At 64.5% G+C, this 24,675-nt stretch carries 25 protein-coding genes; 14 read left to right on the top strand and 11 right to left on the bottom strand.

Translation table 11 applies throughout. The features are described 5' to 3' along the window. Positions 1–82: 82 nt before the first annotated feature. The gene (locus ACVJGD_RS10680) at positions 83–310 is read right to left on the bottom strand and encodes a GCG_CRPN prefix-to-repeats domain-containing protein (RefSeq protein ID WP_456634317.1); all 228 of its coding nucleotides are present in this window, start codon (positions 308–310) and stop codon (positions 83–85) included. Between the two features lie 244 nt (positions 311–554). After that, on the bottom strand, positions 555–1,250 hold the full coding sequence (locus ACVJGD_RS10675; protein ID WP_456634316.1) for an ArsR/SmtB family transcription factor: 696 nt from the start codon (positions 1,248–1,250) through the stop codon (positions 555–557). Between the two features lie 148 nt (positions 1,251–1,398). On the opposite strand from ACVJGD_RS10675, the gene ACVJGD_RS10670 reads away from it, so the two are divergent. The 3 genes from ACVJGD_RS10670 to ACVJGD_RS10660 are packed head-to-tail and all read left to right on the top strand — an operon-like array spanning position 1,399 to position 2,928. Continuing rightward, positions 1,399–1,707: an NIPSNAP family protein gene (locus ACVJGD_RS10670; RefSeq protein WP_456634315.1), complete on the top strand. Its 309-nt coding sequence runs from the start codon at positions 1,399–1,401 to the stop codon at positions 1,705–1,707. 31 nt (positions 1,708–1,738) lie between these two features. Next, the gene (locus tag ACVJGD_RS10665) at positions 1,739–2,089 is read left to right on the top strand and encodes an antibiotic biosynthesis monooxygenase family protein (protein ID WP_456634314.1); all 351 of its coding nucleotides are present in this window, start codon (positions 1,739–1,741) and stop codon (positions 2,087–2,089) included. Positions 2,090–2,115: 26 nt separating this feature from the next. Continuing rightward, a complete protein-coding gene (locus ACVJGD_RS10660) occupies positions 2,116–2,928 on the top strand; it encodes an isocitrate lyase/PEP mutase family protein (RefSeq protein ID WP_456634313.1) in 813 nt (270 codons plus the stop codon). 62 nt (positions 2,929–2,990) lie between these two features. On the opposite strand, the gene ACVJGD_RS10655 is transcribed toward ACVJGD_RS10660, so the two are convergent. Further along, a complete protein-coding gene (locus tag ACVJGD_RS10655; RefSeq protein ID WP_456634312.1) occupies positions 2,991–3,398 on the bottom strand; it encodes a hypothetical protein in 408 nt (135 codons plus the stop codon). 379 nt (positions 3,399–3,777) lie between these two features. On the opposite strand from ACVJGD_RS10655, the gene ACVJGD_RS10650 reads away from it, so the two are divergent. From ACVJGD_RS10650 to ACVJGD_RS10615, 8 genes are all read left to right on the top strand, one after another. Continuing rightward, positions 3,778–7,269, top strand: a complete 3,492-nt coding sequence (locus tag ACVJGD_RS10650) for an indolepyruvate ferredoxin oxidoreductase family protein (protein WP_456634311.1) — start codon at positions 3,778–3,780, stop codon at positions 7,267–7,269. A 227-nt stretch (positions 7,270–7,496) separates the two neighbouring features. Next, positions 7,497–8,645, top strand: a complete 1,149-nt coding sequence (locus ACVJGD_RS10645; protein ID WP_456634310.1) for a thiolase domain-containing protein — start codon at positions 7,497–7,499, stop codon at positions 8,643–8,645. Next, positions 8,645–9,034 carry a Zn-ribbon domain-containing OB-fold protein gene (locus ACVJGD_RS10640; RefSeq protein ID WP_456634309.1) on the top strand — a complete coding sequence of 130 codons (390 nt, stop codon included), beginning with the start codon at positions 8,645–8,647 and terminating at the stop codon, positions 9,032–9,034. The genes ACVJGD_RS10645 and ACVJGD_RS10640 overlap by 1 nt, the downstream gene beginning before the upstream one ends. A gap of 143 nt (positions 9,035–9,177) precedes the next feature. Next, the gene (locus ACVJGD_RS10635; RefSeq protein ID WP_456640223.1) at positions 9,178–10,038 is read left to right on the top strand and encodes a MaoC/PaaZ C-terminal domain-containing protein; all 861 of its coding nucleotides are present in this window, start codon (positions 9,178–9,180) and stop codon (positions 10,036–10,038) included. A gap of 32 nt (positions 10,039–10,070) precedes the next feature. Beyond that, positions 10,071–10,949: an SDR family oxidoreductase gene (locus ACVJGD_RS10630; RefSeq protein WP_456634308.1), complete on the top strand. Its 879-nt coding sequence runs from the start codon at positions 10,071–10,073 to the stop codon at positions 10,947–10,949. A gap of 18 nt (positions 10,950–10,967) precedes the next feature. After that, positions 10,968–11,924, top strand: coding sequence for a dihydrodipicolinate synthase family protein (locus tag ACVJGD_RS10625; RefSeq protein ID WP_456634307.1), 957 nt, complete (start codon positions 10,968–10,970; stop codon positions 11,922–11,924). A gap of 131 nt (positions 11,925–12,055) precedes the next feature. Beyond that, positions 12,056–12,856 carry an NUDIX hydrolase gene (locus tag ACVJGD_RS10620; RefSeq protein WP_456634306.1) on the top strand — a complete coding sequence of 267 codons (801 nt, stop codon included), beginning with the start codon at positions 12,056–12,058 and terminating at the stop codon, positions 12,854–12,856. Positions 12,857–12,951: 95 nt separating this feature from the next. Then, positions 12,952–15,633, top strand: coding sequence for a PAS domain S-box protein (locus ACVJGD_RS10615; RefSeq protein ID WP_456634305.1), 2,682 nt, complete (start codon positions 12,952–12,954; stop codon positions 15,631–15,633). Between the two features lie 256 nt (positions 15,634–15,889). On the opposite strand, the gene ACVJGD_RS10610 is transcribed toward ACVJGD_RS10615, so the two are convergent. After that, a complete protein-coding gene (locus tag ACVJGD_RS10610; RefSeq protein ID WP_456634304.1) occupies positions 15,890–16,240 on the bottom strand; it encodes a GrlR family regulatory protein in 351 nt (116 codons plus the stop codon). 250 nt (positions 16,241–16,490) lie between these two features. Between ACVJGD_RS10610 and ACVJGD_RS10605 the strand changes: the two genes are divergently transcribed. Then, positions 16,491–16,946 (top strand): hypothetical protein, encoded by a 456-nt coding sequence (locus ACVJGD_RS10605; protein WP_456634303.1) that lies wholly within the window; start codon positions 16,491–16,493, stop codon positions 16,944–16,946. A gap of 169 nt (positions 16,947–17,115) precedes the next feature. Here ACVJGD_RS10605 and ACVJGD_RS10600 read toward each other — a convergent pair whose 3' ends face one another. Continuing rightward, entirely contained in the window at positions 17,116–17,502 is a 387-nt protein-coding gene (locus tag ACVJGD_RS10600) for a VOC family protein (RefSeq protein WP_456634302.1), read from the bottom strand. Between the two features lie 301 nt (positions 17,503–17,803). Between ACVJGD_RS10600 and ACVJGD_RS10595 the strand changes: the two genes are divergently transcribed. Continuing rightward, positions 17,804–18,379: a hypothetical protein gene (locus tag ACVJGD_RS10595; protein WP_456634301.1), complete on the top strand. Its 576-nt coding sequence runs from the start codon at positions 17,804–17,806 to the stop codon at positions 18,377–18,379. A gap of 219 nt (positions 18,380–18,598) precedes the next feature. After that, positions 18,599–19,111 (top strand): hypothetical protein, encoded by a 513-nt coding sequence (locus ACVJGD_RS10590; protein WP_456634300.1) that lies wholly within the window; start codon positions 18,599–18,601, stop codon positions 19,109–19,111. 16 nt (positions 19,112–19,127) lie between these two features. Here ACVJGD_RS10590 and ACVJGD_RS10585 read toward each other — a convergent pair whose 3' ends face one another. The 6 genes from ACVJGD_RS10585 to ACVJGD_RS10560 all read right to left on the bottom strand — a co-directional run bounded on the left by ACVJGD_RS10585 (position 19,128) and on the right by ACVJGD_RS10560 (position 24,216). Next, positions 19,128–19,508: a hypothetical protein gene (locus ACVJGD_RS10585; RefSeq protein ID WP_456634299.1), complete on the bottom strand. Its 381-nt coding sequence runs from the start codon at positions 19,506–19,508 to the stop codon at positions 19,128–19,130. Positions 19,509–19,709: 201 nt separating this feature from the next. Further along, positions 19,710–20,135 carry a PIN domain-containing protein gene (locus tag ACVJGD_RS10580; protein ID WP_456634298.1) on the bottom strand — a complete coding sequence of 142 codons (426 nt, stop codon included), beginning with the start codon at positions 20,133–20,135 and terminating at the stop codon, positions 19,710–19,712. Next, entirely contained in the window at positions 20,135–20,371 is a 237-nt protein-coding gene (locus tag ACVJGD_RS10575; RefSeq protein WP_456634297.1) for a type II toxin-antitoxin system Phd/YefM family antitoxin, read from the bottom strand. Before ACVJGD_RS10575 ends, ACVJGD_RS10580 begins: the two co-directional genes overlap by 1 nt. Before the next feature lie 79 nt (positions 20,372–20,450). Beyond that, on the bottom strand, positions 20,451–22,685 hold the full coding sequence (locus tag ACVJGD_RS10570) for a xanthine dehydrogenase family protein molybdopterin-binding subunit (protein WP_456634296.1): 2,235 nt from the start codon (positions 22,683–22,685) through the stop codon (positions 20,451–20,453). A gap of 2 nt (positions 22,686–22,687) precedes the next feature. Beyond that, positions 22,688–23,704 carry an FAD binding domain-containing protein gene (locus tag ACVJGD_RS10565; protein ID WP_456634295.1) on the bottom strand — a complete coding sequence of 339 codons (1,017 nt, stop codon included), beginning with the start codon at positions 23,702–23,704 and terminating at the stop codon, positions 22,688–22,690. Beyond that, a complete protein-coding gene (locus tag ACVJGD_RS10560) occupies positions 23,701–24,216 on the bottom strand; it encodes a (2Fe-2S)-binding protein (RefSeq protein WP_456634294.1) in 516 nt (171 codons plus the stop codon). Before ACVJGD_RS10560 ends, ACVJGD_RS10565 begins: the two co-directional genes overlap by 4 nt. Positions 24,217–24,675: the final 459 nt, after the last annotated feature.

The raw sequence follows: 24,675 nt of genomic DNA, 5'->3' as shown, positions 1-24,675 counted from the left end.
CCACCATGGTTGAGCAGTCTGACCCGCTCTGCCCGGCCAATCTGGTTGGCCGAGCTTCATTCGATTGCGCTCTAACGAAAGTTTAGAAAGGCCGGCAACGGCCGGCCCGCCAGGCGAAACCGCGGGGGCAGACGCGAGGCGCCACCACGACCCTCGGGGCAGGCCGCACCACGACGACGCGGCCGTTTGGCCGGCAACCGCCATACGGACCGCGGTGGAAGCCGGGACCGCAACCGCCCGCTGCGTTCGCAGAGCTGAAGCTCGCGACCATGCCGGCAGCCACGACAGCCGCCGCCAGAAGATACTTCATTCTTTTTCTCCCATTGAGTTCTCGCCGCACTCGAATGCGACAGTGATTCGCCGCGCTGGAGTGTCGCAAACGCCGCATCACTTGTCGCGGAGCATAATTTCCGGGGCTGAACGCGATGTGAACGATGCGGTTACTTATTACCGTGAAGCGAGGAATCCCGGCACCAGAACTCGTGTTCGGCGACACTTGCCAGTGCAAGTGACATGGTGATGCCGGCACCGGTCAGCGCAACTTTAGCGCGCCGTTATTCGCCGGTCCCGAATAGCGCCGCAAATCGCTTTTCGCCATTTCGCGAGAAATTCACCACCCGGCTGCCCGGGGTCGGATCGCGCGCCGCCCATTTCAGCTCGGTGAATCGCTCCATGATCGCAGCGCCTAGCGTACCCGCCAGATGATGCCGCCGCTCGCTCCAGTCGAGGCAGGCCTTGCACACGGGACGGCGCGGATGGATGAGCGCCTCGGCATCGATCTGCAGCGCCTTCGAGATGAAGCGCTTGCCTTCTCCGGTCAGCTCCATCGCGTCCTTGCTCTGCCGGATCAGCCGCTGCTTCTTCATGCTGTCGAGCATCTGAACGCCGAGATCGCCGGCGAGATGGTCGTAGCAGACCCGCGCGCGCCGGAGCGCGGGGTCCTTCGGCCCGGTGCGCACACGCATGTGGCCGGCGCGCGCGGCCAGTCCCGCAAGCCCCTCCAGCACGCCTGCGACGTCGGAGCCGGTGAGGCGGTAGTAGCGGTGCCGTCCCTGTTTTTCCGGCTCGATCAGCCCGCCGGTTTCGAGCTTGGCCAGATGCGAACTCGCGGTCTGCGGCGTAATGCCCGCTTCCTGCGCCAGCTCGCTTGCGGTAAGCGCACGGCCGCTCAGAAGCGCGGTGAGCATGTTGGCGCGCGCGGGGTCGCCGACCAGGGAGGCGACCATGGCGATGTCGGGACCTGCTTTCATAATTCGATCATAACCGAAGCATCGGTGTCGGACAAGGCGGTATTCTCCGAACCGTCATTGCGAGACTTGCGACGCAGCGTCCATCATCCGCGTGCGCGGAGATGGATCTCTCCGCAGGCACGCGCGATGACGGCAACAGGAGGCCGTCATGACCATCACCGTTTTCATTCGCTACCAGCTCGACCCGTTCAAGCGCGCGCAATTCGAGGACTATTCCAGGCGCTGGCTCACCATCATTCCGAAATGCGGGGGCGATCTGATCGGCTACTTCATGCCGCATGAGGGTACCAACAACATCGCCTTTGCGCTGATCTCGTTCGAAAGCCTTGCCGCTTATGAGGCCTATCGCGCGCGGCTGCGCGCGGACGCCGAAGGCATGGCCAACTTCAATTTCGCCGAGGAAGAGAAGTTCATCCTCGCCGAAGAGCGGACTTTTTTGCGCCCCGTTACGTTGTAGGCTGTCGCTTCGTGCAACGAGGGAGGTGCCAATGATCGCCGTGATCTTCGAGGTCTGGCCGAAGCCGGAACTTCGGCAGCAATATTTCGATCTCGCCGCCGAGTTGCGGCCGATCCTGGAGACCATTGACGGCTTCATTTCCGTGGAGCGCTTCGAGAGCCTGACCGAGAAGGGAAAGTTCCTGTCGATATCGTTCTTCCGCAATGAAGCCGCCGTCGAGGCCTGGCGTAATGTGGTGGAACACCGCAGGTCGCAGGCCAAAGGCCGCGCGGTCATCTTTGAGGACTACCGGATCCGGATCGCCAGCGTGGTGCGAGATTACGGCATGAACGATCGCGCGCAGGCGCCGAAGGACAGCCGGGTCGTGCACGAGCCGCACTAGCTAAATCATCGCAAAGGAGAGGAACCATGCCGGTCACGATTGCCGAGAAGCGCGCCGCGTTCAAGAAGCTGCACGAGAGCGGCTGCTTCATCCTGCCCAATCCCTTTGACGTCGGTAGCGCCCGCGCGCTGCAGCAGCTCGGCTTCAAGGCGCTCGCCTCCACCAGCGCAGGCTTTGCCTGGACCATCGGCAAGGCCGACAACCGCGTCACGGTCGACGATGTCGTCAATCATTTGACGGCGCTCTGCGCCGCCGTCGATCTGCCCGTCAACGCCGATTTCGAAGGCGGCTTTGCCGTCGAGCCGGACAAGGTCGCCACCAACGTCACCCGCGGCGTCAGGACGGGCGTCGCGGGGCTCTCGATCGAGGACTCGACCGGCGATGCAGCAAAGCCGCTCTACGATTTCGACCTCGCGGTCGAGCGCATCAGGGCCGCGCGCAAGGCGATCGACGCCGAGGATAGCGGCGTCCTGCTCACCGGTCGCTGCGAAGCCTTCCTGTGGGGACGGAACGATCTGAATCTCGTGATCGAGCGGCTGCAGGCCTATTCCGCGGCCGGCGCCGATTGCCTCTATGCGCCCGGCATCAAGACGAGGGAAGAGATCGCCGCAGTCGTGAAGGCCGTGCATCCCAAACCGGTCAATCTCCTGAACGCGTCCGGCCTGTCGCTGCAGGAAGCCGCCGATCTCGGCGTGCGCCGCATCAGCGTCGGCGGTTCGCTGGCACGCGCCGCCTGGGCCGGCTTCATGAAAGCCGCACGCGAGATGGCGGAGCAGGGGACCTTCAACGAACTCGCCCACGGCTTTCCGGGTGGTGAGCTCAACAAGATGTTCAAGTAGCGATTCAAGCGAAAAACACGGCGGGCAAATCGCAGCCCGCCGTGCGAGAAGGTCTGTACTTCTTACTTGTTGCTATCGGGCTTGGCCGAGCGGTCGACCTCCTGGCCGGTCGGATTTTGCTGCGGCGGGGTCGGGCGGTTGGTCGCCGCGCCCGTCGTCGTGCCGGGTTCGGTGTTGGCCTTCGGCATGCCCGGTGGAGATGCGGGGTTGGCCGGCTGGTTCTGCGCGCTCTGCGATGGCGGCGTCGTGCCGGCATTGTTAACGGACGTGTTGTTCAGGCCATAGAACACCGCGCCGAGCACCACCGCGATCGCAATCGCAAACATTGCGATCTTGGCTCCGCTGGCCGGGCCCTCGGCAAGCTCCGGATCGGGTTGCAACTCGTTGTCCAGGCTGTTGAGACGCGCCTGATGGCGGATCTCTTCCTCGGTCATATTGCTGCGGTCAGGGTCATTCGGTTGGTGTGCCATTAGGTTTCCTCCGTTAGCCCAAACAACAACTCGCCAGCGCTCCCTCATGTTCCCGTGATCCTTCCCGCCCGCGCTGCCGAACGCACTGCACAAAAACCCTCGAGCGAGAATCGCGCCTCACGCCTGACGCCGTCCCGGCACCCATAGGCCTGCTGCCGGCCTTCCGGGGCACCTCACGGCGTTTCGCGCAACCGCTCTGCGACGCACGAAGCGAAAACAAACCGGATCATTCCGGGCACGAAATTGCGAACTTCGAGCGCGGGGTGCCGGAGCACAGAATTGTGCTGCGCGGCCTTCGAAAACCGACATAGACTGGTTCTAAAGCGCTTGGATGACTAGCTAAAATCAGTCGTCGCGACCAAGAATTACGAGGGCTTAAATGGGAATCAACCAGGGTCCGATCAGTCTCGACCAGAAATACACTCAGGGCACAGGCCATGTGTTCCTGACCGGCATCCAGGCCTTGGTCCGGCTGCCGATGGCCCAGATCCGCCGCGACCGCGCCGCCGGCCTCAAGACCGCGGGCTTCATCTCCGGCTATCGCGGCTCGCCGCTTGGCGGCTACGACCAGCAGCTCTTCGCGGCCAAGCGTCATCTTGAGCAGTACAACATCAAGTTCCAGCCCGGCGTGAACGAGGACCTGGCTGCCACCGCGATCTGGGGCTCGCAGCAGCTCCACCTCTCGCCCGGCGCCAATTACGACGGCGTCGTCGGCATCTGGTACGGCAAGGGCCCCGGCGTCGACCGCTGTGGCGACGTGTTCCGTCACGGCAATGCGGCGGGCTCCGCCAAGCATGGCGGCGTGCTGTGTCTCGCCGGCGACGATCATGGCGCCAAATCCTCGACCGTCCCGCACCAGTCCGACCATGCCTTCATCTCGGCGCTGATGCCCTACCTCTATCCGTCCAGCATCCACGAGATGATCGAGATGGGCCTCCTGGGCATCGCGATGTCGCGCTACTCCGGCTGCTGGGTCGGCATGAAGGTGATCACGGAAACCGTCGAGACCACGGCCGAGATCGACCTCACCGACGAGATGACGCCGTTCGTGATCCCGACGGATTTCGAGCTGCCGCCGGGCGGGCTGAACATCCGCTGGCCGGACGATCGCTTCGACCAGGACCGGCGCCTGCAGGACTACAAGGGCTTCGCCGCCATCGCCTTCGCCCGCGCCAACAAGGTCAATCGCATCACCATGGATTCGCCGAACGCGCGGTACGGCATCATGGCGTCCGGCAAGAGCTATGAGGACATCCGCCAGGCACTGCGCGAACTCGGCATCACGCCGGAGATCGCGGCCAAGATCGGCATCCGGCTCTACAAGATCGGCATGCCCTGGCCGCTGGAGCCGGAAGGCGTCCGCAACTTTGCCGTCGGTCTGGAGGAGATCTTCATCGTCGAGGAGCGGCGCGAGATCGTCGAGAACCAGGTCAAGCAGGAGCTGTTCAACTGGCGCGACGATGTCCGTCCGCGCATCGTCGGCAAGATGGACGAGCACGACAAGCGTTTCCTCACTTTCGCCGCCGAGCTCAGCGTCGCCTCGCTGGCAAGCTCGCTGACCGAGCGCCTGCTTCGGCTCAATCTCAATCCTGAAATCGCCGAGATGCTGCGCGCCAAGGCCGACTGGTTCAATGGCCGACAGGCGACCCAGATGCAGGCCACAGCTCCGATCGCACGTGTCCCGTATTTCTGCTCAGGCTGCCCGCACAACACCTCGACCAAGGTGCCGGAAGGCAGCCGCGCCATGGCCGGCATCGGCTGCCACTTCATGGCGCTGTGGATGAACCGCAACACCGAGACCTTCACCCATATGGGCGGTGAGGGCGTGCCGTGGGTCGGCATCGCGCCGTTCACCAACGAGAACCACATCTTCGCCAATCTCGGCGACGGCACCTATTTCCACTCTGGCATTCTCGCGATCCGGCAGGCGGTCGCTTCCAAGGCCAACATCACCTACAAGATCCTCTACAACGACGCGGTCGCGATGACCGGCGGCCAGCGTCATGACGGCGACCTGTCGCCGCAGCAGATCACCTTCCAGCTCCACTCCGAAGGCATCCGCGAGATCTACCTCGTCTCTGAAAATCCCGATGCCTATCCGGCCGATACGATCGCGCCCGGCGTGAAGCTCGCCCATCGCGACGAGCTCGAGAACGTCATGAAGGCCTGCCGCGAGTTCAAGGGCACGTCCGCGATCGTGTTCGTGCAGACCTGCGCCGCCGAGAAGCGGCGCCGTCGCAAGCGCGGCCTGATGGAGGATCCGCAGCGCCGCGTGCTGATCAACCCCGCCGTCTGCGAGGGCTGCGGCGACTGCTCGGTGCAGTCGAACTGCATCTCGGTCGAGCCGCTGGAGACCGAGTTCGGCCGCAAGCGCACCATCAACCAGTCGACCTGCAACAAGGACTATTCGTGCCTCAAGGGCTTCTGCCCGTCCTTCGTCACCGTCGATGGCGGCAAGCTACGCCGCCGCGCGCCGCCGGATCTCGGCGCCATCGGTGAGTTGCCGGAGCCCGCCACGCGGCCGTCGCTGGAGCGTCCCTATAACATCGCGGTCGGCGGCGTCGGCGGCACCGGCGTGCTCACGATCGGCGCGCTGCTCGGCATGGCCGCCCATATCGAGGGCAAGGCCAGCATGATCCTCGACATGTCAGGCCTTGCGCAGAAGGGCGGGGCGGTGCTCAGCCACGTCCGCCTCTCCGATCACCCGGCCGACGTCACCTGTTCGCGCATCGTCACCGGCACCGCCGATCTCGTGCTGGCCGCGGACGAGGTGGTCGCGGCGTCGAAGGACACGATCACGCTCTGCGAATCCAGCCGCACGGCCGGCATCATCAACAGCCATGTGATCCCGACCGCGGACTTCATTCTCAACCGCGACTTCAACTTCCAGGTCCGCAAGGTCAACTCGGTGCTGGAGAACGCACTGCGCCAGGACTCCGCGTTCTTCGATTTCACCAGGCCGGCCGAGGCCCTGCTTGGCGACAGCATCGCCACCAACATCATGATGATGGGCTACGCCTATCAGAAGGGCTTGTTGCCGCTGTCGGCGGCGTCGATCGAGCAGGCGATCGAGGTCAATGGTGTCTCGATCAAGATGAACAAGGAAGCCTTCCAGCTCGGCCGTCTTGCCGCCGCCGATCCGGCGCGGCTGGCCGACATGATGAAGGACCAGGACGAGCCTGCGGCGCCGAAGACGCTCGATGCCATGACGCTGGACGAGATCATCGCTCATCGCAGCGCCCATCTCACCGCCTATCAGAACGGCAGGTTGGCGAAACGCTATCGCAAGCTGGTCGACCAGGTGCGCGATGCCGCCACCAAGGGCGGCTATGGCGAAGCGCTGCCGCGTGCGGTTGCGATCAACTACGCCAAGCTGCTCGCCTACAAGGACGAGTACGAGGTCGCGCGGCTCTTTACCGACGGCCGGTTCGAGCATCAGCTCCGCGAGCAGTTCGAAGGCGACTTCAAGTTCAACTTCAACCTCGCGCCGCCGATTTTGGCGAAGGGTGTCGACGCCCAGGGCCGCCCGAAGAAACGCGCCTTCGGTCCGTGGATGCTGAACGTCTTCCGCGTGCTCGCCAGGCTGCGCTTCCTGCGCGGCACGCCGCTCGACATCTTCGGCTACAGCGCCGACCGCAAGCTCGAGCGCGATCTGATCGCAGGCTACGAGAAGGACGTCGCGACGGTGCTTGGTCTCCTGTCGCCGGCTACAGTCGATACCGCAGTCGAATTGCTCTCGCTGCCCGACCGCATCCGCGGCTACGGCCCGGTGAAGGAAAAGGCCGTGCAGGACGCAAAAGCCCGCTACGCCCAGCTCGCCGCCGACCTAGCCAACCCGCCGCCGGCCCCACGCCAGATGGCAGCGGAGTAACTATCAGACCCTCATGGTGAGGAGCGCGTAGCGCGTCTCGAACCATGAGGCCCGGATCGCACCCGCGGCCATCCTTCGAGACGACCGCTTCGCGGTCTCCTCAGGATGAGGTCTGTACGTGTGGCGACGACCAGCCCCTCTCGCCGCGCGGAATATTTCCGCGCTTGCCAAGGCTTGCCTGACGGTCCAGAAAAAAGCTCGCGCAAGAAACGCCAGCGGAGAACGAGTTGACCATCAAAGGCAAGGCTTACATTGCCGGCATCTACGAGCATCCCACCCGGCACGCTCCCGACAAATCCACAGCGCAGCTCCATGCCGAGGTCGCCAAAGGCGCGATCGAGGATGCGGGGCTGACCAAGGATGATATCGACGGCTATTTCCTGGCCGGCGACGCGCCCGGCGGGCTCTGGCCGATGGTCGATTATCTCGGCCTCAAGGTGCGTCACGTCGATTCCACTGAGACCGGTGGCTGTTCCTATCTGATCCATCTTGGCCATGCCGCGCAGGCCATCGCCGCCGGCAAATGCTCGATCGCGCTTGTGACGCTGGCCGGCAAGCCGCGCACCGGGGTGATGCCGCCGCGCGCTGCGGGCGCCGAGGTCGATTTCGAATCCGCCTACGGGGCTACCACGCATAACGCCTATGGCATGTGTGCCATGCGCCACATGCACGATTACGGCACCACCAGCGAGCAGCTCGCCTGGATCAAGGTCGCAGCCTCACACCATGCGCAATACAACCCGCATGCGATGCTGAAGGAGGTCGTCACCGTCGAGGACGTGCTGAACTCGCCGATGATCTCCGATCCGCTGCATCGGATGGATTGCTGCGTCGTCACCGACGGCGGCGGCGCGATGATCGTCACGACGGAGGAGATCGCCAAGAGCCTGAAGAAGCCGCTGGTGCGATTGATCGGTCATGGTGAGGCGATGAAGGGCCCGCGCGGCGGCAAGGATCTCGATCTCACTTATTCCGCCGGCGTCTGGTCCGGCCCGCGCGCCTTCGAGGAAGCGGGCGTGACGCCAAAGGACATCAAATACGCCTCGATCTACGACAGCTTCACCATCACCGTGCTGATGCAGCTCGAAGACCTGGGCTTCTGCAGGAAAGGCGAGGGCGGCAAGTTCGTCGCCGACGGCAACCTGATTTCCGGCGTCGGCAAATTGCCGTTTAACACCGATGGCGGCGGGCTCTGCAGCAACCATCCTGTCAACCGCGGCGGCATGACCAAGATCCTCGAGGCCGTCAGGCAACTCCGCGGCGAAGCGCATCCGAAGGTGCAGGTGCCGAATTGCGATCTCGCGATCGCGCATGGCACCGGCGGTCTCCTTGGCGTCCGCCACGCCGCCTCGACCTGCATTCTGGAGCGCGTGTGATGACTGAAGCGAAGAAATACAATGCGCCGGTGACCAACCCGGAGACCGCGCCGTTCTGGGAAGCGGCCAAGCAGGGCAAGTTCCTGATCAAGCGTTGCACCGCCTGCGGCGAGCCGCACTACTTTCCGCGCTCGATCTGCCCGTTCTGCTTCTCCGACAAGACGGTGTGGGAAGAGAGTTCGGGCGAGGCGACGGTCTATACCTACAGCCTGATGCGGAAGTCGCCGACCGGCCCGTATGCGATCGCCTATGTCACGCTGAAGGAAGGCCCGTCGCTGCAAACCAATATCGTCGACTGCGACCTGGACAAGATCAGGATCGGCCAGAAGGTGAAGGTGGTGTGGAAGCCGACCGACGGCGCCCCGTTGCCATTCTTTACGGTGGCCTAACGAGATAGCGCACGGCGCGCGCCAAGCAACAGGTGGTCATCCCCGCGAAGGCGGGGATCCAGTACCATACGATTGTCGGTGATTACTGGATGCCCGCCTTCGCGGGCATGACGGAGAAGGAAATCCGGGGAGGAAGCAAGGAAATGCCGATCAATTACGAGCAGCTCATGGCCCTGAAAAATCTCGGCCAGAAATACAGCTACGGCGATCGCGAGGTGATGCTCTATGCCTATGGCATCGGGCTCGGCGCCGATCCCATGGACGAGCGCGAGCTCGCCTTCGTCAATGAAGCGACATTGACGCCGCGACCGCTGAAGGTGGTGCCGACGTTCGCATCCGTTGCGGCCTGGGGCGCCGGCCCCGGCGAGATGAACCTCAATCGCGTGCTGGTGGTCGACGGCGAGCGCGACATCACCTTTCACAAGCCGCTGGCGACCGCCGCGCACATCACGGCGGATTCGTCCGTGCTCGACGTCTTCGACAAGGGCAGGGACAAGGGCGCGGTGATCCGTCACCAGACCGTCCTGAAGGATGAGAAAGGCGAGAAGCTCGTGACGCTGGTCGCCTCGCGCTTCGCCCGCGGCGATGGCGGCTTTGGTGGGCCGTCCGAAGGCCAGCCCGAGCCGCACAAGGTGCCGGAGCGCGCGCCCGATAAGACCGTCGACATCTCCACCCGTCCGGACCAGGCGGTGATCTACCGCCTCTGCGGGGACCGCAACCCGCTGCACTCCGACCCGGAATTCGCGAAGAAAGCGGGCTTCCCGCGCCCGATCCTGCACGGCATGTGCACCTACGGCATCACCTGCCGCGGCGTGCTGCAGACCTACGCCGATTACGATCCGTCCGCCTTCAAGCAGCACGTCGCGCGCTTCTCCTCGCCGGTGTTTCCTGGCGAGACCGTGACGATGGATCTCTGGAAGGACGGCAACGTGGTCTCGTTCGAGGCCAAGGTGAAATCGCGCGGCGTCACCGTGATCCGCAACGGCAAGACGGTGTTGGCGTAATTCACCGTCAAAAAAGCGAGGGAGAAGAAACCATGGGATTACTCGACGGCAAGGTGGCGATTATCACCGGCGCGGGCGGCGGGCTCGGTGAGGCCTACGCAAAGCTGTTCGCGCGCGAGGGCGCGGCGGTGGTGGTCAACGACCTCGGCGGCCCGCGTGACGGCTCGGGCGCCGACAAGTCGATGGCGCAGCAGGTGGTGGATGCGGTCAAGGCCGAAGGCGGCCGCGCAGTTGCCAATGGCGCCGACATCTCGACCCTGGAAGGCGGCCAGTCGGTGTTCGACGACGCCATCAAGAATTTCGGCCGCGCCGACATCCTCGTCAACAATGCCGGCATCCTGCGCGACCAGACCTTTGCCAAATCGAGCGAGGCCGACTGGGACAAGGTGATCAAGGTGCATCTCAAAGGCACCTTCTGCTGCACGCTGCCGGTGTTCCGATGGATGCGGGAGAACGGCGGCGGCGTTATCGTCAACACCTCCTCGACCTCGGGTCTGATCGGCAATTTCGGCCAGAGCAACTACGGCGCGGCCAAGGGCGGCATCTGGGGCTTTTCCAACGTGCTGGCGATCGAGGGCCGCAAATACAACATCCGGATCTGGACGCTCGCCCCGGGCGCGCTGACCCGCATGACCGCAGACCTGCCCCGCTATAAAGAAAACCCCGGTGCCGCGCTCGGCCCGGACGGCATCGCGCCGGCCGTGCTATACATGGTCAGCGATTTGTCGGGCGACCAGACCGGCAAGGTGCTCGGCGTTTCCGGCCCGCGTGGGGTCAGGGAGATGCGGATGATGGAAATGGAAGGCTGGAAGCCGCCGTTCAGCGGCTGGAAGGCCGAGGATATCGTCGCCCACGCCAACGAGATCTTCTTCTCCGAGGAGCAGATCAAGATGGGTGCGCGGCGGTTTTGAAAGAGGATAGAGGCACGAATGACGAAGCTCACCGCCCAGGCCGCCGGCACCTTTGCGATCGCGCCGACGCCGTTCCATGACGACGGCCGCATCGACGAGCGTTCGATCGACCGGCTCAGCGACTTCTACACCGAGGTCGGCTGCGACGGCGTCACCGTGCTCGGCATCCTGGGCGAGGCGCCGAAGCTGGATGCGGGCGAGGCCGAGCAGGTCGCGGTCCGCTTCATCAAGCGCGCCAAGGATCTGCAGGTGATCGTCGGCGTCTCCGCGCCGGGCTTCGCCTCGATGCGTTCGCTGGCCAAGGCGTCGATGGATGCGGGCGCTGCCGGCGTCATGATCGCGCCGCCGCCGCATCTTCGCACCGACGACCAGATCATCGGCTATTTCAAGCAGGCGCAGGACGCGATCGGCGACGACATCCCCTGGGTGCTGCAGGATTACCCGCTGACGCTCACGGTGGTGTTCACGCCGGCGGTGATCCGCAAGATCGTGATGGACTGCCCGTCCTGCGTGATGCTCAAGCACGAGGACTGGCCGGGTCTGGAGAAGATTACGACGCTGCGCAATTTCCAGAAGGACGGCTCGCTGCGGCCTCTCTCCATCCTGGTCGGCAATGGCGGCCTGTTCCTCGATTTCGAGATGGAGCGCGGCGCCGACGGCGCAATGACGGGCTATGCATTTCCGGAACTCCTCATCGATGTCGTCAAACTGTCAAAAGCCGGCGATCGCGACGCCGCGCATGATCTGTTCGACGCGCATCTGCCGTTGATCCGCTACGAGCAGCAGCCGGGCGTCGGGCTGACCGTGCGCAAATATGTGCTGCAGAAGCGCGGCATCATCGCCTCCAGCGCCCAGCGCAAGCCGGGCGCCGTGATCACCCCGCAGGCGAGGGCGGAGGTCGATTATCTCCTGTCGCGCGTGGCCCGCGTCGACCGCCGCGCCAACCTGCAGCCGCGGTCCAGCGCCGCGGGCTGAATTCTTACCCCTCATGGTGAGGAGCCGCGCAGCGGCGTCTCGAACCATGAGGCCCCCGATGCGTCCAAATCATCCTTCGAGACGCGGCCGAGGGCCGCTCCTCAGGATGAGGTCCCGAGGAGTGAGCCGCCATGGCCGAGATCGTCACGCCGCGCGCTGCGTCCACCATCCTGCTGCTGCGCGACGCGGCGGCACGTCAAGAAATCGAAGTCTTCATGATGGTCCGCCATTACGAGATCGATTTCTCCTCGGGCGCGCTGGTGTTTCCCGGCGGCAGCGTCGACAAGGGCGACAAGGAGATCATCGCCAACCCCGCGCTCTATTCCGCCGGCGAGGGGCTCGACGAGAGCGCGCTCAGTTTCCGCATCGGCGCTATCCGTGAAACCTTCGAGGAGAGCGGCATCCTGCTGGCGCGGCCGAAGGGATCGAGCGAGCTGGTCGATGCGCCCCGCGCCCGCGAGATCGAGCTCGCCCATCGGAGCGCACTCTGCGAAAGCAAGACCAGCTTCCTGAACGTGCTGGCCGAGACCGGCATGGTGCTGGCGCTCGACGAACTGATCCCCTACGCGCACTGGATCACGCCGGAAGGCATGCCGAAGCGGTTCGACACCTGGTTCTTCCTCGCCGCGGCGCCTCCGGAGCAGCTCGGCGCCCATGACGGCAGGGAATCCACCGATTCGATCTGGGTGTCTCCGCGCGAGGCGCTGGAGGGCGGGGAGCGCGGCCGCTTCAAGCTGCCGTTCCCGACCACCCGGAACCTGATCCGGCTCGGCAAGCAGGCCAGCGTCAGTCAGGCGCTGGAGGACAGCCGCGGGAAATCCATTGTGACCGTGATGCCCGTCATGACCAAAACCGCCACCGGCCGCCAGCTCCGCATCCCCCTTGAGGCCGGCTATGACGGCGACGTCTTCGAGGTCGACGCCGCCGGCTGAGGCCTCCGACAGCAGCTTTACGGCTCAGCCCCGGTTCCCCCGGAGCCAGATTACGTCGTATATTGGGGGTCGATTTCAGCCCGGCCCCCCTTAGCATGACCTCCGAATTGCCGCCGAATCCGCCCCAGAAGCGACCGTTCGCGCTGTCGATCGGTCAGCTTACCTTCGGCAGCTTCCTGCTGGTGCTGGCGGTCATCATCATCACCTCGACCGCCAGCGTGATCGCGATCCGTCATATCGACGCCACCTTCGCCGAACTGCAGCGGCTGCAGAGCGTCGGCGACCTGGCTGAGGATATCGACCGCCGGATGAACGAGCTGCGGCTTGCGGCGCGCGACTTCGTCACCGATCCCGGCACGCAATCGATCCAGGTCGGCGAGGCCGCCAGTGCGCTCAGCGAGGTGCTGACGAAGACCAGGATCGAGCTCGCCCCCGAGCAGCAGGACATGATCGACGGCGTGACCGAGCGCCTCGCCACCTACCGCGGCGGCATCGAGCGCATCTCGGCGCTGATCAACCGCCGCGCCGAGCTGATCATCGGCCTGCCGCCGCTGCGCGACGCCTTCGACAAGGCGGTGGCGGAAAGTTCCGATGCCGCCACCGCGTCCGAGCTGTTGCAGGCGCAGAGCCGCATCGCCACTGGGCTGCTCGCCCACAACCCGTCCGCGGCCGAGCAGGCGGCGCAGAGCATGCGGTCGATGACCATCACCGAGCCGGCGCTGCGCACCGCTGTGAACAATTACGCCGACGCGGTCGTCGCGATATCGATCCGGGAGCGCCAGATCGCCGACATCGACCGCGAGGTCCTGGGCACCGAAGGGCGCCTGATCCAGCGGGTGACCGAGCTGTTGCGCGAGCTCAGCTCGCGCCGCGGCCATATCCTGTCGCGCGACTTTGCGCGCACGCTCACCGAGGCGAAATGGCAGAGCATCGTGCTCGGCTCGGCCGGCGTGCTGATCGGGATCTTTGCCGCGCTGCTCGTGGTCCGGCGCACCGTGCGGCCGCTCGCCTCGATCACCAAGTCGATCCGCGCGGTCGCGGCCGGCGAGAAGAGCGCCTCGATCCCGGCGACCGACGTCGACAACGAGATCGGCGAGATCGCCCGCGCCGCCGAGGTGTTCCGTAAGACGCTGGTCGACGCGGATGCCGCGCGCGAGGCGGCGGTGCGCGCGCTCGCCGAGCAGCGGCTTGCCGAAGAAAGCTATCGAAAGCTGTTCGAATCCTCCATCGATGGAATTTATGTGACGACGCCGGGCGGCGCGCTGCTCAACGCCAATCCGGCGCTGGCGCGGATGATGGGCTACGCCACGCCGCAGGACCTGATCGACGGCATCGATGATGTCGCGTCCAATGTCTATGTCGATCCGGCCGCGCGCACCGAATATCAGCGGCTGATGGACCGCGACGGCATGGTGCGCGACTACGAATATCAGGTTCGTTCCCGCAGCGGCGCGGTGCTGTGGCTGTCCGACAGCGCGGGCGCGGTGCGCGACGAGAACGGCGAGGTGATCCGTTACGAAGGTACGGTGCGCGACATCACCGACCAGAAACGCGCCGAAGACGCGATTGCCGAAGGCCGCCGCCTGCTGCAGATGGTGATCGACACCGTTCCGGCGGTGATCAACGTCAAGGACCGCAATCTCCGCTACGTCTTGATGAACCGCTACATGGCCGGCATTTTCGGCATCGAGCCGGACGAGGCGATCGGCCAGACCACCGCCGAGCTGATGGCGCGCTACGGCGCGGCGAAAACCGACGAGAACGACAAGCGGGTGCTGTCGGGCCGAAGGGAGCTCGGCTTCTACGAGGAGGAGTACAAGGACGCCGCCGGCAACATGCGGCAATGGCTGGTCAACAAGCTGCCGATCCTCGACGTCAATGGCGAGATCGAGAACATCGTCACGGTGGCGCTCGACATCGGTGAGCGCAAGCGCAGCGAGCACGAGATGCGCAAAGCGCGCGATGCTGCGGAGGCGGCGCTGCGCAATCTGCGCGAGACGCAGAATTCGCTGATCGAGGCGGAAAAGCTCGCAGCCCTCGGACGGCTGGTCGCGGGCGTCGCGCATGAGGTCAACAATCCCGTCGGCATCAGCCTCACCGTCGCCTCCGCGCTCGAGCGCAAGGCGGCGACCTTTGCCGCGCAGGTCGAGCGCGGCGAACTGCGGCGCTCGAGCCTGAACGATTTCCTTGCCACGACGAGCGATGCGTCCTCGCAACTCGTCGCCAACCTCAACCGCGCCGCCGAGCTGATCCAGTCGTTCAAGCAGGTTGCCGCCGACCGCAACTATTCCGACCAGCGCACCTTCGATCTCGGCGATCTCACCGAGCAGGTGATAATGAGTCTGCGGCCGGGCCTGCGCAAACACAATCTGACGCTCAACGTCGATTGCCAGCCGAACCTGGTCATGAACTCCTATCCCGGACCGTATGGTCAGGTGCTCACCAATCTTTTCCTCAATTCCGTCGCGCACGCTTTTCCCGACGGCAAGGCGGGCGAGGTCGACATCCAGGTGCGCGCCTCGGGCAAGGACAATGTCGAGATCATCTTCTCCGACAATGGCTGCGGCATGTCGCTCGACGTGCGCCGCCGCGCCTTCGATCCGTTCTTCACCACGCGACGCGACCAGGGCGGCACCGGCCTCGGGCTTCACATCGTCTACAGCATCGTCACGACGCGTCTCGGTGGCCGTCTCGACCTCGACTCCGAGCCCGGCGGTGGCACGCGGATCCAGATGATCCTGCCACGCATCGCGCCGGTCGAACTGGCGGCGGAGTAGTTGTCTTTGCGGCGGATGAGAACGCCGCAGCGTGTGCTCCCTCTCCCGCTTGCGGGGGAGGGTTGGGGTGGGGGTATCTCCGCGATTCACACTGTTCATCGTGGGGAGAGAGCCCCCACCCGGCGCTGACGCCATAGCCGAAGCTCCGCTTCGGCGTTCTGTAAGAACGGCCGCCAAGGCGGCCTATGCCTCCCCCGCAAGCGGGAGAGGTGAAGTGAACCCGCGGTCGGACCGATCAATCTGACGACGTGATCCGCTAATCGATATCCACGAGCTTGCGCAGCGTCGCGCCGAAGATCTGGCTCGCTTTGCCGACCAGCGCGGTTCCACTCATGGTCGCCTGCGTGTCGGTGAAGGTTCCGGTGACGCCGATGCCGACCGGCGCAGGCCCGCCGAACAGCGGGTTCTCGCTGTCGCGCGGCGTGGTGTGTCGCTGCACCAGCACTTCGCCTTTGAAGGTGTTGCCTTTCACGGTGTAGGTGCCGGTGTAGTAAAGATAAGCGTCGCCGCCAACAATCTGGCCGTCGCGGAACACAATCACCCCGCTGCCCTTGCCGACGCGTCCGTCGAGCAAGGTGACGTGGATGGAATAGAGGCCGTTTCTCATAGCGCCCCGCGGCCGGTCGCCTTTCGCGCCCATGGCAACCGGTCAAGAATTTATGCCAAAGCACGACGTCCGGCGCAACGCGGCAGGTTGACCGCGCGCGACGTCGCTGTCGTGCGAAGCCGAAATGGTTCCACTGGTGAACGACGTCTCGATGACGACGTTGTGTCGGTGGCGCTGGGCGAATCAAGTTGGCCCGCGAAATGCATAATAGGTGTTGGCACCGGCCGGTGGGTGCAGGAGCGAGAGACAGGTGACGAACTGGATCGATTCCGGCCGCATTTTCGCGCGCCTACGTGCAGAGCTAACAGGTTCCATCCGTAGAATCACGGACCATCATCGAGCGGTCCGCCTCAGAGTCCCACTCACATTGAGTCTCGTAGCGATGTTGTCGGTGACTGCCGCAACTCTCGGACATGCGCGCGATCCCGATGGCCGCTACGCCAATTCGCCGCTCAAGCAATGGTTCGACAGTTTGAGGAGCGGGAAGGGGCCGTGCTGCTCGGACGCCGACGGCAGCGCGGTGAGCGACGCCGATTGGGAATCCAAGGACGGACATTATCGCGTGCGCATCGAGGGCGAATGGATCGACGTGCCTGATGACGCCGTGATCACCGAGCCAAACCGCTACGGCCGCACCATGGTGTGGCCGATCCGCGGTTATCTCGGACTGCAGATCCGCTGCTTCATGCCCGGCAGCATGACCTAGAGCCTTTTTCGGTTCTGATGGAATCAGAACCGAAGCTCTAGATTCCAGTTTTGACGCGTTTTTCCGCGCAGATAAGTCTACGCAATCTGCGTAAACTTGATTGCTATGCGAACCGGTGTCCACTTCGCTCGAAAACGCTCTGACCGCTCGACGCGCACGCGCCGCGCGGTCAGGCATATTTCTTGTCGCGCTCCAGGAGCTCGATCGAGATGCCCTGCGGCCCGCGGATGAAGCAGATGCGCACGCCGGGGCGGATCGTGGTCGGCTCCGTCGTGAACTCGACGCCCTTCGCCTTGATCTCGGCGGCGACGGCGTCGATGTCTTTCACGGCGAGTCCGAAATGGTCGAGGCCCTGATAGGGCGTCACCGGCGGCGCATTGACGCGGTCGCCTGGCGCGACCGGCGCGATGAACACCTTGGCGCCGCCAAGCTGCACGTCGATGCGGCCGGGGTTGCGGATGATCTCGCCGCCCAGCACGTCTCGAAGCCACGCCGCGGTCGCTTCGGGATCGGGGGTGCGCAGGTGGATATGGTCCCAGGTAACCTCTATCGGCATTTCATTTCCCATCTTGCTCGATCATTGTCTGAGCATGATCTTCCGGATCATGCTCTGGAGCCGCGTGATCGCGCGATCCATTGTTGCGGCAATCTACTGGCTCGGAATCCACAAGGCCATCCTGTCGCAGGCAGCGCGCCGCAATTTTGCCGGGGAGGCTTGGAACCGTAGCGCCAGTGGATGGTTGATCGACAGGTGGCGGTCCCCGTGCAGCGGTGTGTCCCTTCAAGCCGTACGGTGGTGCGCCGCAGCGGCTTTGCGTACAGGCAGGAAGCGCTGTCACGCGGGTGAGGACAGGGCCATGGGCATCGGCAGGTGGTCGTTTCAAGGCTTTGGCGCCAAGCTTGTTCTGCTCGCCGTTCTTCCCGTCGCCGGATTTGCCGGATGGCTGATGCTCCCCAATCCCAGCGATGCCGACAACAAATCGGTCGCCATGGCGTCGCCGCCTTCGACTCCTCCGCAAGATGTCGTCTGGATCCAGAAGGCGACTGTGCCTACCGAGCAGGCGGCCGCGCCGGCGGACGATGCGGTGGACGATGAGGCGCCGGCCGCCAGCACGAACGAGCCCTTCACGGTCGAGCGGTCTCCAATCGACGGGCTGAAGATCTCGCGCCAGTTCTGGCGCCGCGGCGGCCTTGGCTCGAAAGCGCTGGTCACGCTGACGCTGCGCAACGCCAACCGCTATCCGGTCAAGGATATCGAGATCGCCTGCGCCTTTGCCCGCGCCGACGGCACGCATCTCACCGACCGCCGGCGCGTGATCAGTGACACCATCAACATGAAGAGCCGCAAGACCTACGCCGGCGTGCTGGTCGGGTTCGTGAACATTAATGCAAATAAGGCAAAGTGTTCCCTGGTCACGGCCAGCCGCGCCTAGATCATGATCCGATTCGACGGAATGGGATCACAATCTCATCTCTTTGTTTGAGCATGATCTTTTCGCAAGACCGGTTTCCACGTTTCCGGATCATGATCTAGCGCAGGCGTCCCGAAAAAGTGAACGCTTTGGTTGAACCTGCAGGGTGTGGCTAGGAACTAACTCCCTATATCGCCATTAGGCGAGTAAACCGCGTCATCGCGCGGGGGAGCAGTTCTGATGTTGGTGACGCGTTATTTCCTGTACGTCGGCGGAGCGTTGCTCGCGCTGTTGTACGCAGTCGACGCTCTTGTCCCGCAGGATACGGCCACGGCAACCCATAGCGCCCCCGGCATCGACAAGTCGACCGTCCGCATCCACTCGGCCCAGAAGCTGCCCGAGCGGGTGGTTTTCGACACCAGCCTCCCGACCATCGTGCCGCCAGCCCCGGCCACCCAGATGGCTGCTGCGCCGCTTCCACCGGCGCCGGCCGCCGAGTCGTCAGCCCAGGCCAGCGCGCGCGAGACCTTCGCCCAGTACGTCCCAGCCGAGGCCAAGAAGCATGAGCCGCAGGCGCCCAAGAAGCACAAGGTCGCCCGGGCCCGCAGCTACCAGCCGCAGCCAATGTACGCGGGTCAGCCGATGTATGCGGGCCAGCAGCCGATGTTCATGGGCCAGCGGCCGATGCGGGTGGCGCAGCAGTCGCGTTTCGGCTTCTTCGGCGGTGGGCCGTTCTGGAACAGCACCTGGTAACCGGATTGCGGCCGGACTACTGCGGGAGCCTGGGAATCTTGTCGGCGAAGCCGTTGTAGCAGGTCAGCCGCTCGTCCTCTTCCTTCACGAACCGGCACTCGCTGACGGCCTTGGCCGCGGCGGGCTTTGGCTTGGGCTGCGGCGTGAAGATCTCGTCATAGCAATTGAGCCGCTCCTTGGTGCCGTCATCGATCTCCTGGCATGCCTGGAGCTTTTGCGCGGCCGATTGCTGCTTGGCCTTCTCACCCTTCTTTGCCGCCGGCTTCTTGGTGCCGACCTGCATCAGCGGCTTATCGCCGACCATGGGGGGATTGGCCGGATCGGCAGGCGGGGTAGTCCCTTGGGCGAGCGCGGCGGCCGGATACAGCAGCGCCAGCGCGAGGATGATCTTTCTCATATGAGGTGCCTTCGTTCTGGCGCTCGCAAACTAGTTGCGCCCAGCCAAATCCCTAAAGACTGCCGATTTAGCTGATCTCTCGGCGTGGCGGCAACCCTTCTGGAGCGCGGGCCGGAATGTGGACACCGGTTTTTTCCGAAAGGATTCAACTCGATGGGACCGGGGTCTGGGGTCGGAGATGGCAGAAAGTCGAAGCTATTTCTATGCCTTTCGGCCCGGCTTGCGGCTGAAGGGGGCGAGTACAGCGGCCCCCGTAGGTTTGAAATCGGAGGCATTGCGGGTCACAACCGTCAGCCCGTATTCCAGGGCCGTCGCCGCAATCATGAGGTCGGCGCTATCATTGCCAAGGCTGGCGCTCAGCGCGCCCCAACGCCGGGCTACGCGCAGGTCGAACGGTACGATCCTTTCGCCGTACAGCGTCAGCACGCGATCAAGCCAGGCCGCCAGCGCGCCCGCAAAATCCGGGTTGGTCTCACGCTGTCGGGCAATGCCGCGTTCGATCTCCCCAATACTGATGACGCTGAGGAACAGATCGGCCGTTCGCTGCCGCTCGAACCATGCCACGACCAGCGGATCGCGCTCCCGCTTGCGCAGCTCCGAGAGCGTCACGGTGTCGATCAGGAACATCAGAGGTCGAGGTCGCGCACGCGAACATCGCGGTGCTCAAACTCCACGTCATCCTGCGGCATGGCCAGCAGGACCTCCGCAAATGACGGTGCGCTGGCGCGTTCGAGGCGCCGGAGCCGGTCGTATTCCTCGATATCGACGACTACGACAGCGGGCCTGCCGTGCTTGGTGACGGTTTGCGGTGCCCGCCGCGCTGCCTCCACGACCTCGCTGAAGCGGTTTTTGGCGTCCTGCACCGACCAATTTCGCCGGGTCATCACACGAACTTTCTGGCTAGATTTTCTAGCTAGAAAATAGGGATGCCGGCTGATGTCGTCAAGCCGCCCGGCGGCCCGCCAGTACCTTGTCGAGGGTGATCGGCAGGTCGCGCACCCGCACGCCGGTGGCGTGGTAGACAGCATTGGCGACCGCCGCCGCGACCCCGACGATCCCGATCTCGCCGAGCCCTTTGATCCCGAGCGGATTGATCAGTTCATCTGGCTCGTCGATGAAGATCACCTCGATGTCGTGGATGTCGGCGTTGACGGGCACATGGTACTCGGCGATGTCGTGGTTGACGATCCGGCCGAGGCCATGGTCGTAGATCGTCTCCTCATGCAGGGCCATGCCGATGCCGCCGACGACGGCGCCCATCACCTGGCTGCGTCCCGTCTTCAGGTTGAGCACGCGGCCAGCGGCGACCGCGCTGACGACGCGCGTGACCCTGATGACGCCGAGCTGTTCGTCGACCTTGACCTCGGCGAACACGGCTGAGTGCGTGTTCCTGGCGTGCGCCTTGTCCTCGGCAAATTCGTTGGTCTTTTCCTTCTCGATCCGCTCCATCGCGCCATGTTGCATGATGTCGGAGATCGAAACCCCGCGCGCGGCTTGCGTCCGGCTGACCAGCTTGCCGTCGGAAAGGGTGACGTCTTCTTCGACCGCATCGGCAAGCGGCGATGCCTTCATCAGCTTTGCCAGCCGCAGCAACTCTTTGCGAACCTCGCTCGCCGTCGCGATCACGGCGTGGCAGGCGGAGGCCGCCATCCATGATCCGCCCTCGACCGGCGCCTTCGGCAGCATGGAATCCGCGAGGTGGATCGTGATGTTCTCGATCGGAAGCCCGAGACTATCGGCCGCGACCTGCGCCATGATCGTATAGGTGCCAGTGCCGATGTCGGAAGCCGCGCAGGAGACCGCGGCGTGGCCGTTGGCAGTCATCACGATGCGCACCGCGACCGGCATCTGCAGCGCCTCCCAGACGCCGGAGGCCATGCCCCAGCCTACAAGAGTCTTGCCGTCACGCATCGAACGCGGTTCCGCCTTGCGCTTCTCCCAGCCGAAGGCCGCGGCGCCCTCGCGATAGCATTCGCGCAGGCGCTTGCTGGTGTAGGGCAGGCCCTCGTTCTGGTCGCGCTCCGAATAGCAGCGTAGCCGCAATTCCACCGGATCCATCTTCAGCGCGACCGCGAGCTCGTCCATCGCGCTCTCCAGCGCATAGACGCCCGTCGCCGCACCCGGCGCACGCATGTCGCAGGACGTCGGCACGTCCAGCGGCGCCACGCGGTGCTCATATCGGGCATTCGGCGAGGTGTAGAGCAGGGCCGACCAGCCGGTATCGTTGCGGGAGAATTCCTCGAACTGCGAGGTCACGGCGATCGCTTCATGCCTGATCGCATCGAGCGTGCCGTCGCGCCGCGCGCCAAGCGCAAGCCGTTCGATGGTGGCCGGACGATAGCCCAGCCCATACATCTGCTGGCGCGTCAGCACCAGCCGGACGGAGCGCTGAAGCTTCAAGGCGCCCATCACCGCCAGCACCACCTGATATTGCGGCCGCAAGCCGGAACCAAAGGCGCCGCCGACATAGGGCGAGATCACGCGGATCTCGTCCGGCTTCTTCTCGAACACGTTGCAGAGGAACTGCTGCACGTTCTGCACGCCCTGGGTCTTGTCATAGACGGTGAGCGGTCCGCCGGCCTCCCACATCGCCGTGGTCGCAAACAATTCCATCGGGTTGTGATGCTCGGTCGGGATGAAATAGTCGGCCTCGTGCCGCACCTCGGCCGCCGCCAGCGCCTTCACCGTATCGCCGCGCTGCTTGTCGGGCTTCTCGACCATGATGGCATCATCGCGCTTGCGATAGACGTCGGTGACGAATGGCTGCTTCTCGTAGTCGACGCGGACGAGCGACGCCGCGTAGCGCGCGATTTCCCATTCTTCCGCCAGCACCAGCGCGATCGGCTGCTGGTTGAACTTCACTGTGTCATCATAGAGCGGGCGGAACGGCGAACCTTGCTCCGGCGCGACATCGTCCTTCCACGCCTCATCGCTGTCGGCGACGCGCGGCCTGTTCTCATGGGTGATCACGTCGATCACACCCGGCACGCGCAACGCCTCGCTTGCGTCGATCCATGCAATGCGGCCCCTGGCGATGGTGGCTTCCACGACCGCGCCATAAGCGAGGCCGCCTGCGTTGAAGTCGCCGGCATATTTGGCGGCGCCGGTGACCTTGGCGCGGCCATCGACGCGCGAGGTGGCGGTGCCGGTATAGGTTTTCGCTGTGTTGTTGACCATGCTCATTGGATCGTCTTGTTCGATTGCGATTGCGGCGTGCCGTGCGCGGCCTGCGACAGCGTGCGGATGATCGCTCGCCGCGCGAGATCGACCTTGAAACCGTTATGCGCCTGGGGCCTGGCGTCGCGAAGCAGCAGCTCGGCCGCGCGGGCAAAGCTCGCTTCCTCAGCGGGCTGTCCGCGCAGCGCCGCCTCGGCCGCCACATCGCGCCACGGCTTGTGGGCGACGCCGCCGAGGGCGAGCCGCGCCTCCTGGATCGTGCCGTCCTTCAGCTCGAGCGCCGCCGCCACCGAGATCAGTGCGAAGGCGTAGGACATCCGGTCGCGGATCTTCAGATAGGAGTAGTTTGACGCGAAGCCCTTGGCCGGCACCTCGATCGCGGTGATGATCTCGTCCGGGCCGAGATTGGTGTCGATATGCGGGGTATCGCCGGGCAGACGGTGGAAGTCCGTGAGCGGAATGGCGCGTGCGCCCTTCGGGCCCGTCACGTGCACGGTGGCATCGAGCGCGGCGAGCGCCACGCACATGTCGGACGGATGCGTCGCAATGCAGGACGTGCTTGCTCCGAGGATGGCGTGACCGCGGTTGATGCCATTGATGGCCGAGCAGCCGGAGCCCGGCTGCCGCTTGTTGCAGGGCGTCGCGGTGTCATAGAAATAGGCGCATCGCGTCCGCTGCACCAGGTTGCCGCCGGTGGAGGCCATGTTGCGCAATTGCTGCGAGGCGCCGGCCAGAATCGCGCTTGCCACGAGCGGATAGCGCTTTTCGATCAGCGGATGCCAGGCAAGGTCGGCGTTCGGCACCAGCGCGCCGATCCGTAAGCCACCTGAGGCGGTCTCTTCGACGGAGGTCAGCGGCAGGCGGGAGATGTCGATCAGCGTCGTCGGCCGCTCGACATTGTCCTTCATGAGATCGAGCAGGTTGGTGCCGCCGGCGATGAACTTTGCGCCGCTATTGGCCGCGATCAGCCGCACCGCGTCGGCGACGTCGTTCGCTTTTGTATATTGGAACGGGATCACGGCTTGGCCCCCATCGCCTGCTGGATCGCTGCGACGATATTGGGATAGGCGCCGCAACGGCAGATGTTGCCGCTCATGAACTCCCTGATCTCATCTGCGCTCCTGGCCCGTCCCTCGGCGATCAGCCCGACGCCGGAGCAGATCTGCCCGGGCGTGCAATAGCCGCACTGGAAGGCGTCATGGTCGATGAAGGCCTGCTGCAGCGGATCCAGCGCGCCGTCGGTGGCCAGTCCCTCGATCGTGGTGACGCGCGAGCCGTCCCGCATCACCGCAAGCGTCAGGCATGAATTGATGCGACGACCGTCGACCAGCACGGTGCATGCGCCGCATTGGCCGTGGTCGCATCCCTTCTTGGTGCCGGTGAGATCGAGATGATCCCTGAGTGCGTCCAGAAGCGAGACCCAGGGCAGGACCGAAAAGCGCCTCTCGACCCCGTTGACGGTCAGTGTCACCGATACCTTTTCCGGCAGCGGCTGCGGGCTGGCGCCCGATTGCACGGCTCCATCTTGCATCGTCAGCGACTCCGTTTTGCAGGTGGCTGCCATCCGCGGGGGACTGCAGCGGAGAATACCGGCCGTTTAGATTGGTTCCAAAGTCGGCACAGCATGTCGAAGCCGCTGTTCCGGTTCTTTCGAAATTGCACGCGGATTTTGTGAACGCATTCGGCGCAGGAGCGACATGGCGACGCGGGAACGTGCCCGCTGCCACTTGGCCTCGTCTCGTTTGCAGCTCGCGCTTGCTATGAATGTATTTCGTGAGGTCGCGGACGGCCTGTTCAGGAGTATCCTGTTCAGGAGTGTCCTGTTCCGCGTCGAGACAGCGCCGGTCAATCGGTGCGTCTGCGCGATCCCATCTCAGCGTCGAGTCCCGCAACAATCAGGACGCCAGCGCCAGCGGCTGCCCCCATCAGAATCAGGATCATGCTGAGTGCGTAAATCACGATCGTCGCCCTCGACGGACTGATTATCCGA

Source organism: Bradyrhizobium sp. USDA 10063, from assembly GCF_054063735.1.
The sequence above is the reverse complement of the archived record's forward strand: the minus strand, read 5'-3'. Positions and strand labels throughout refer to the sequence as shown.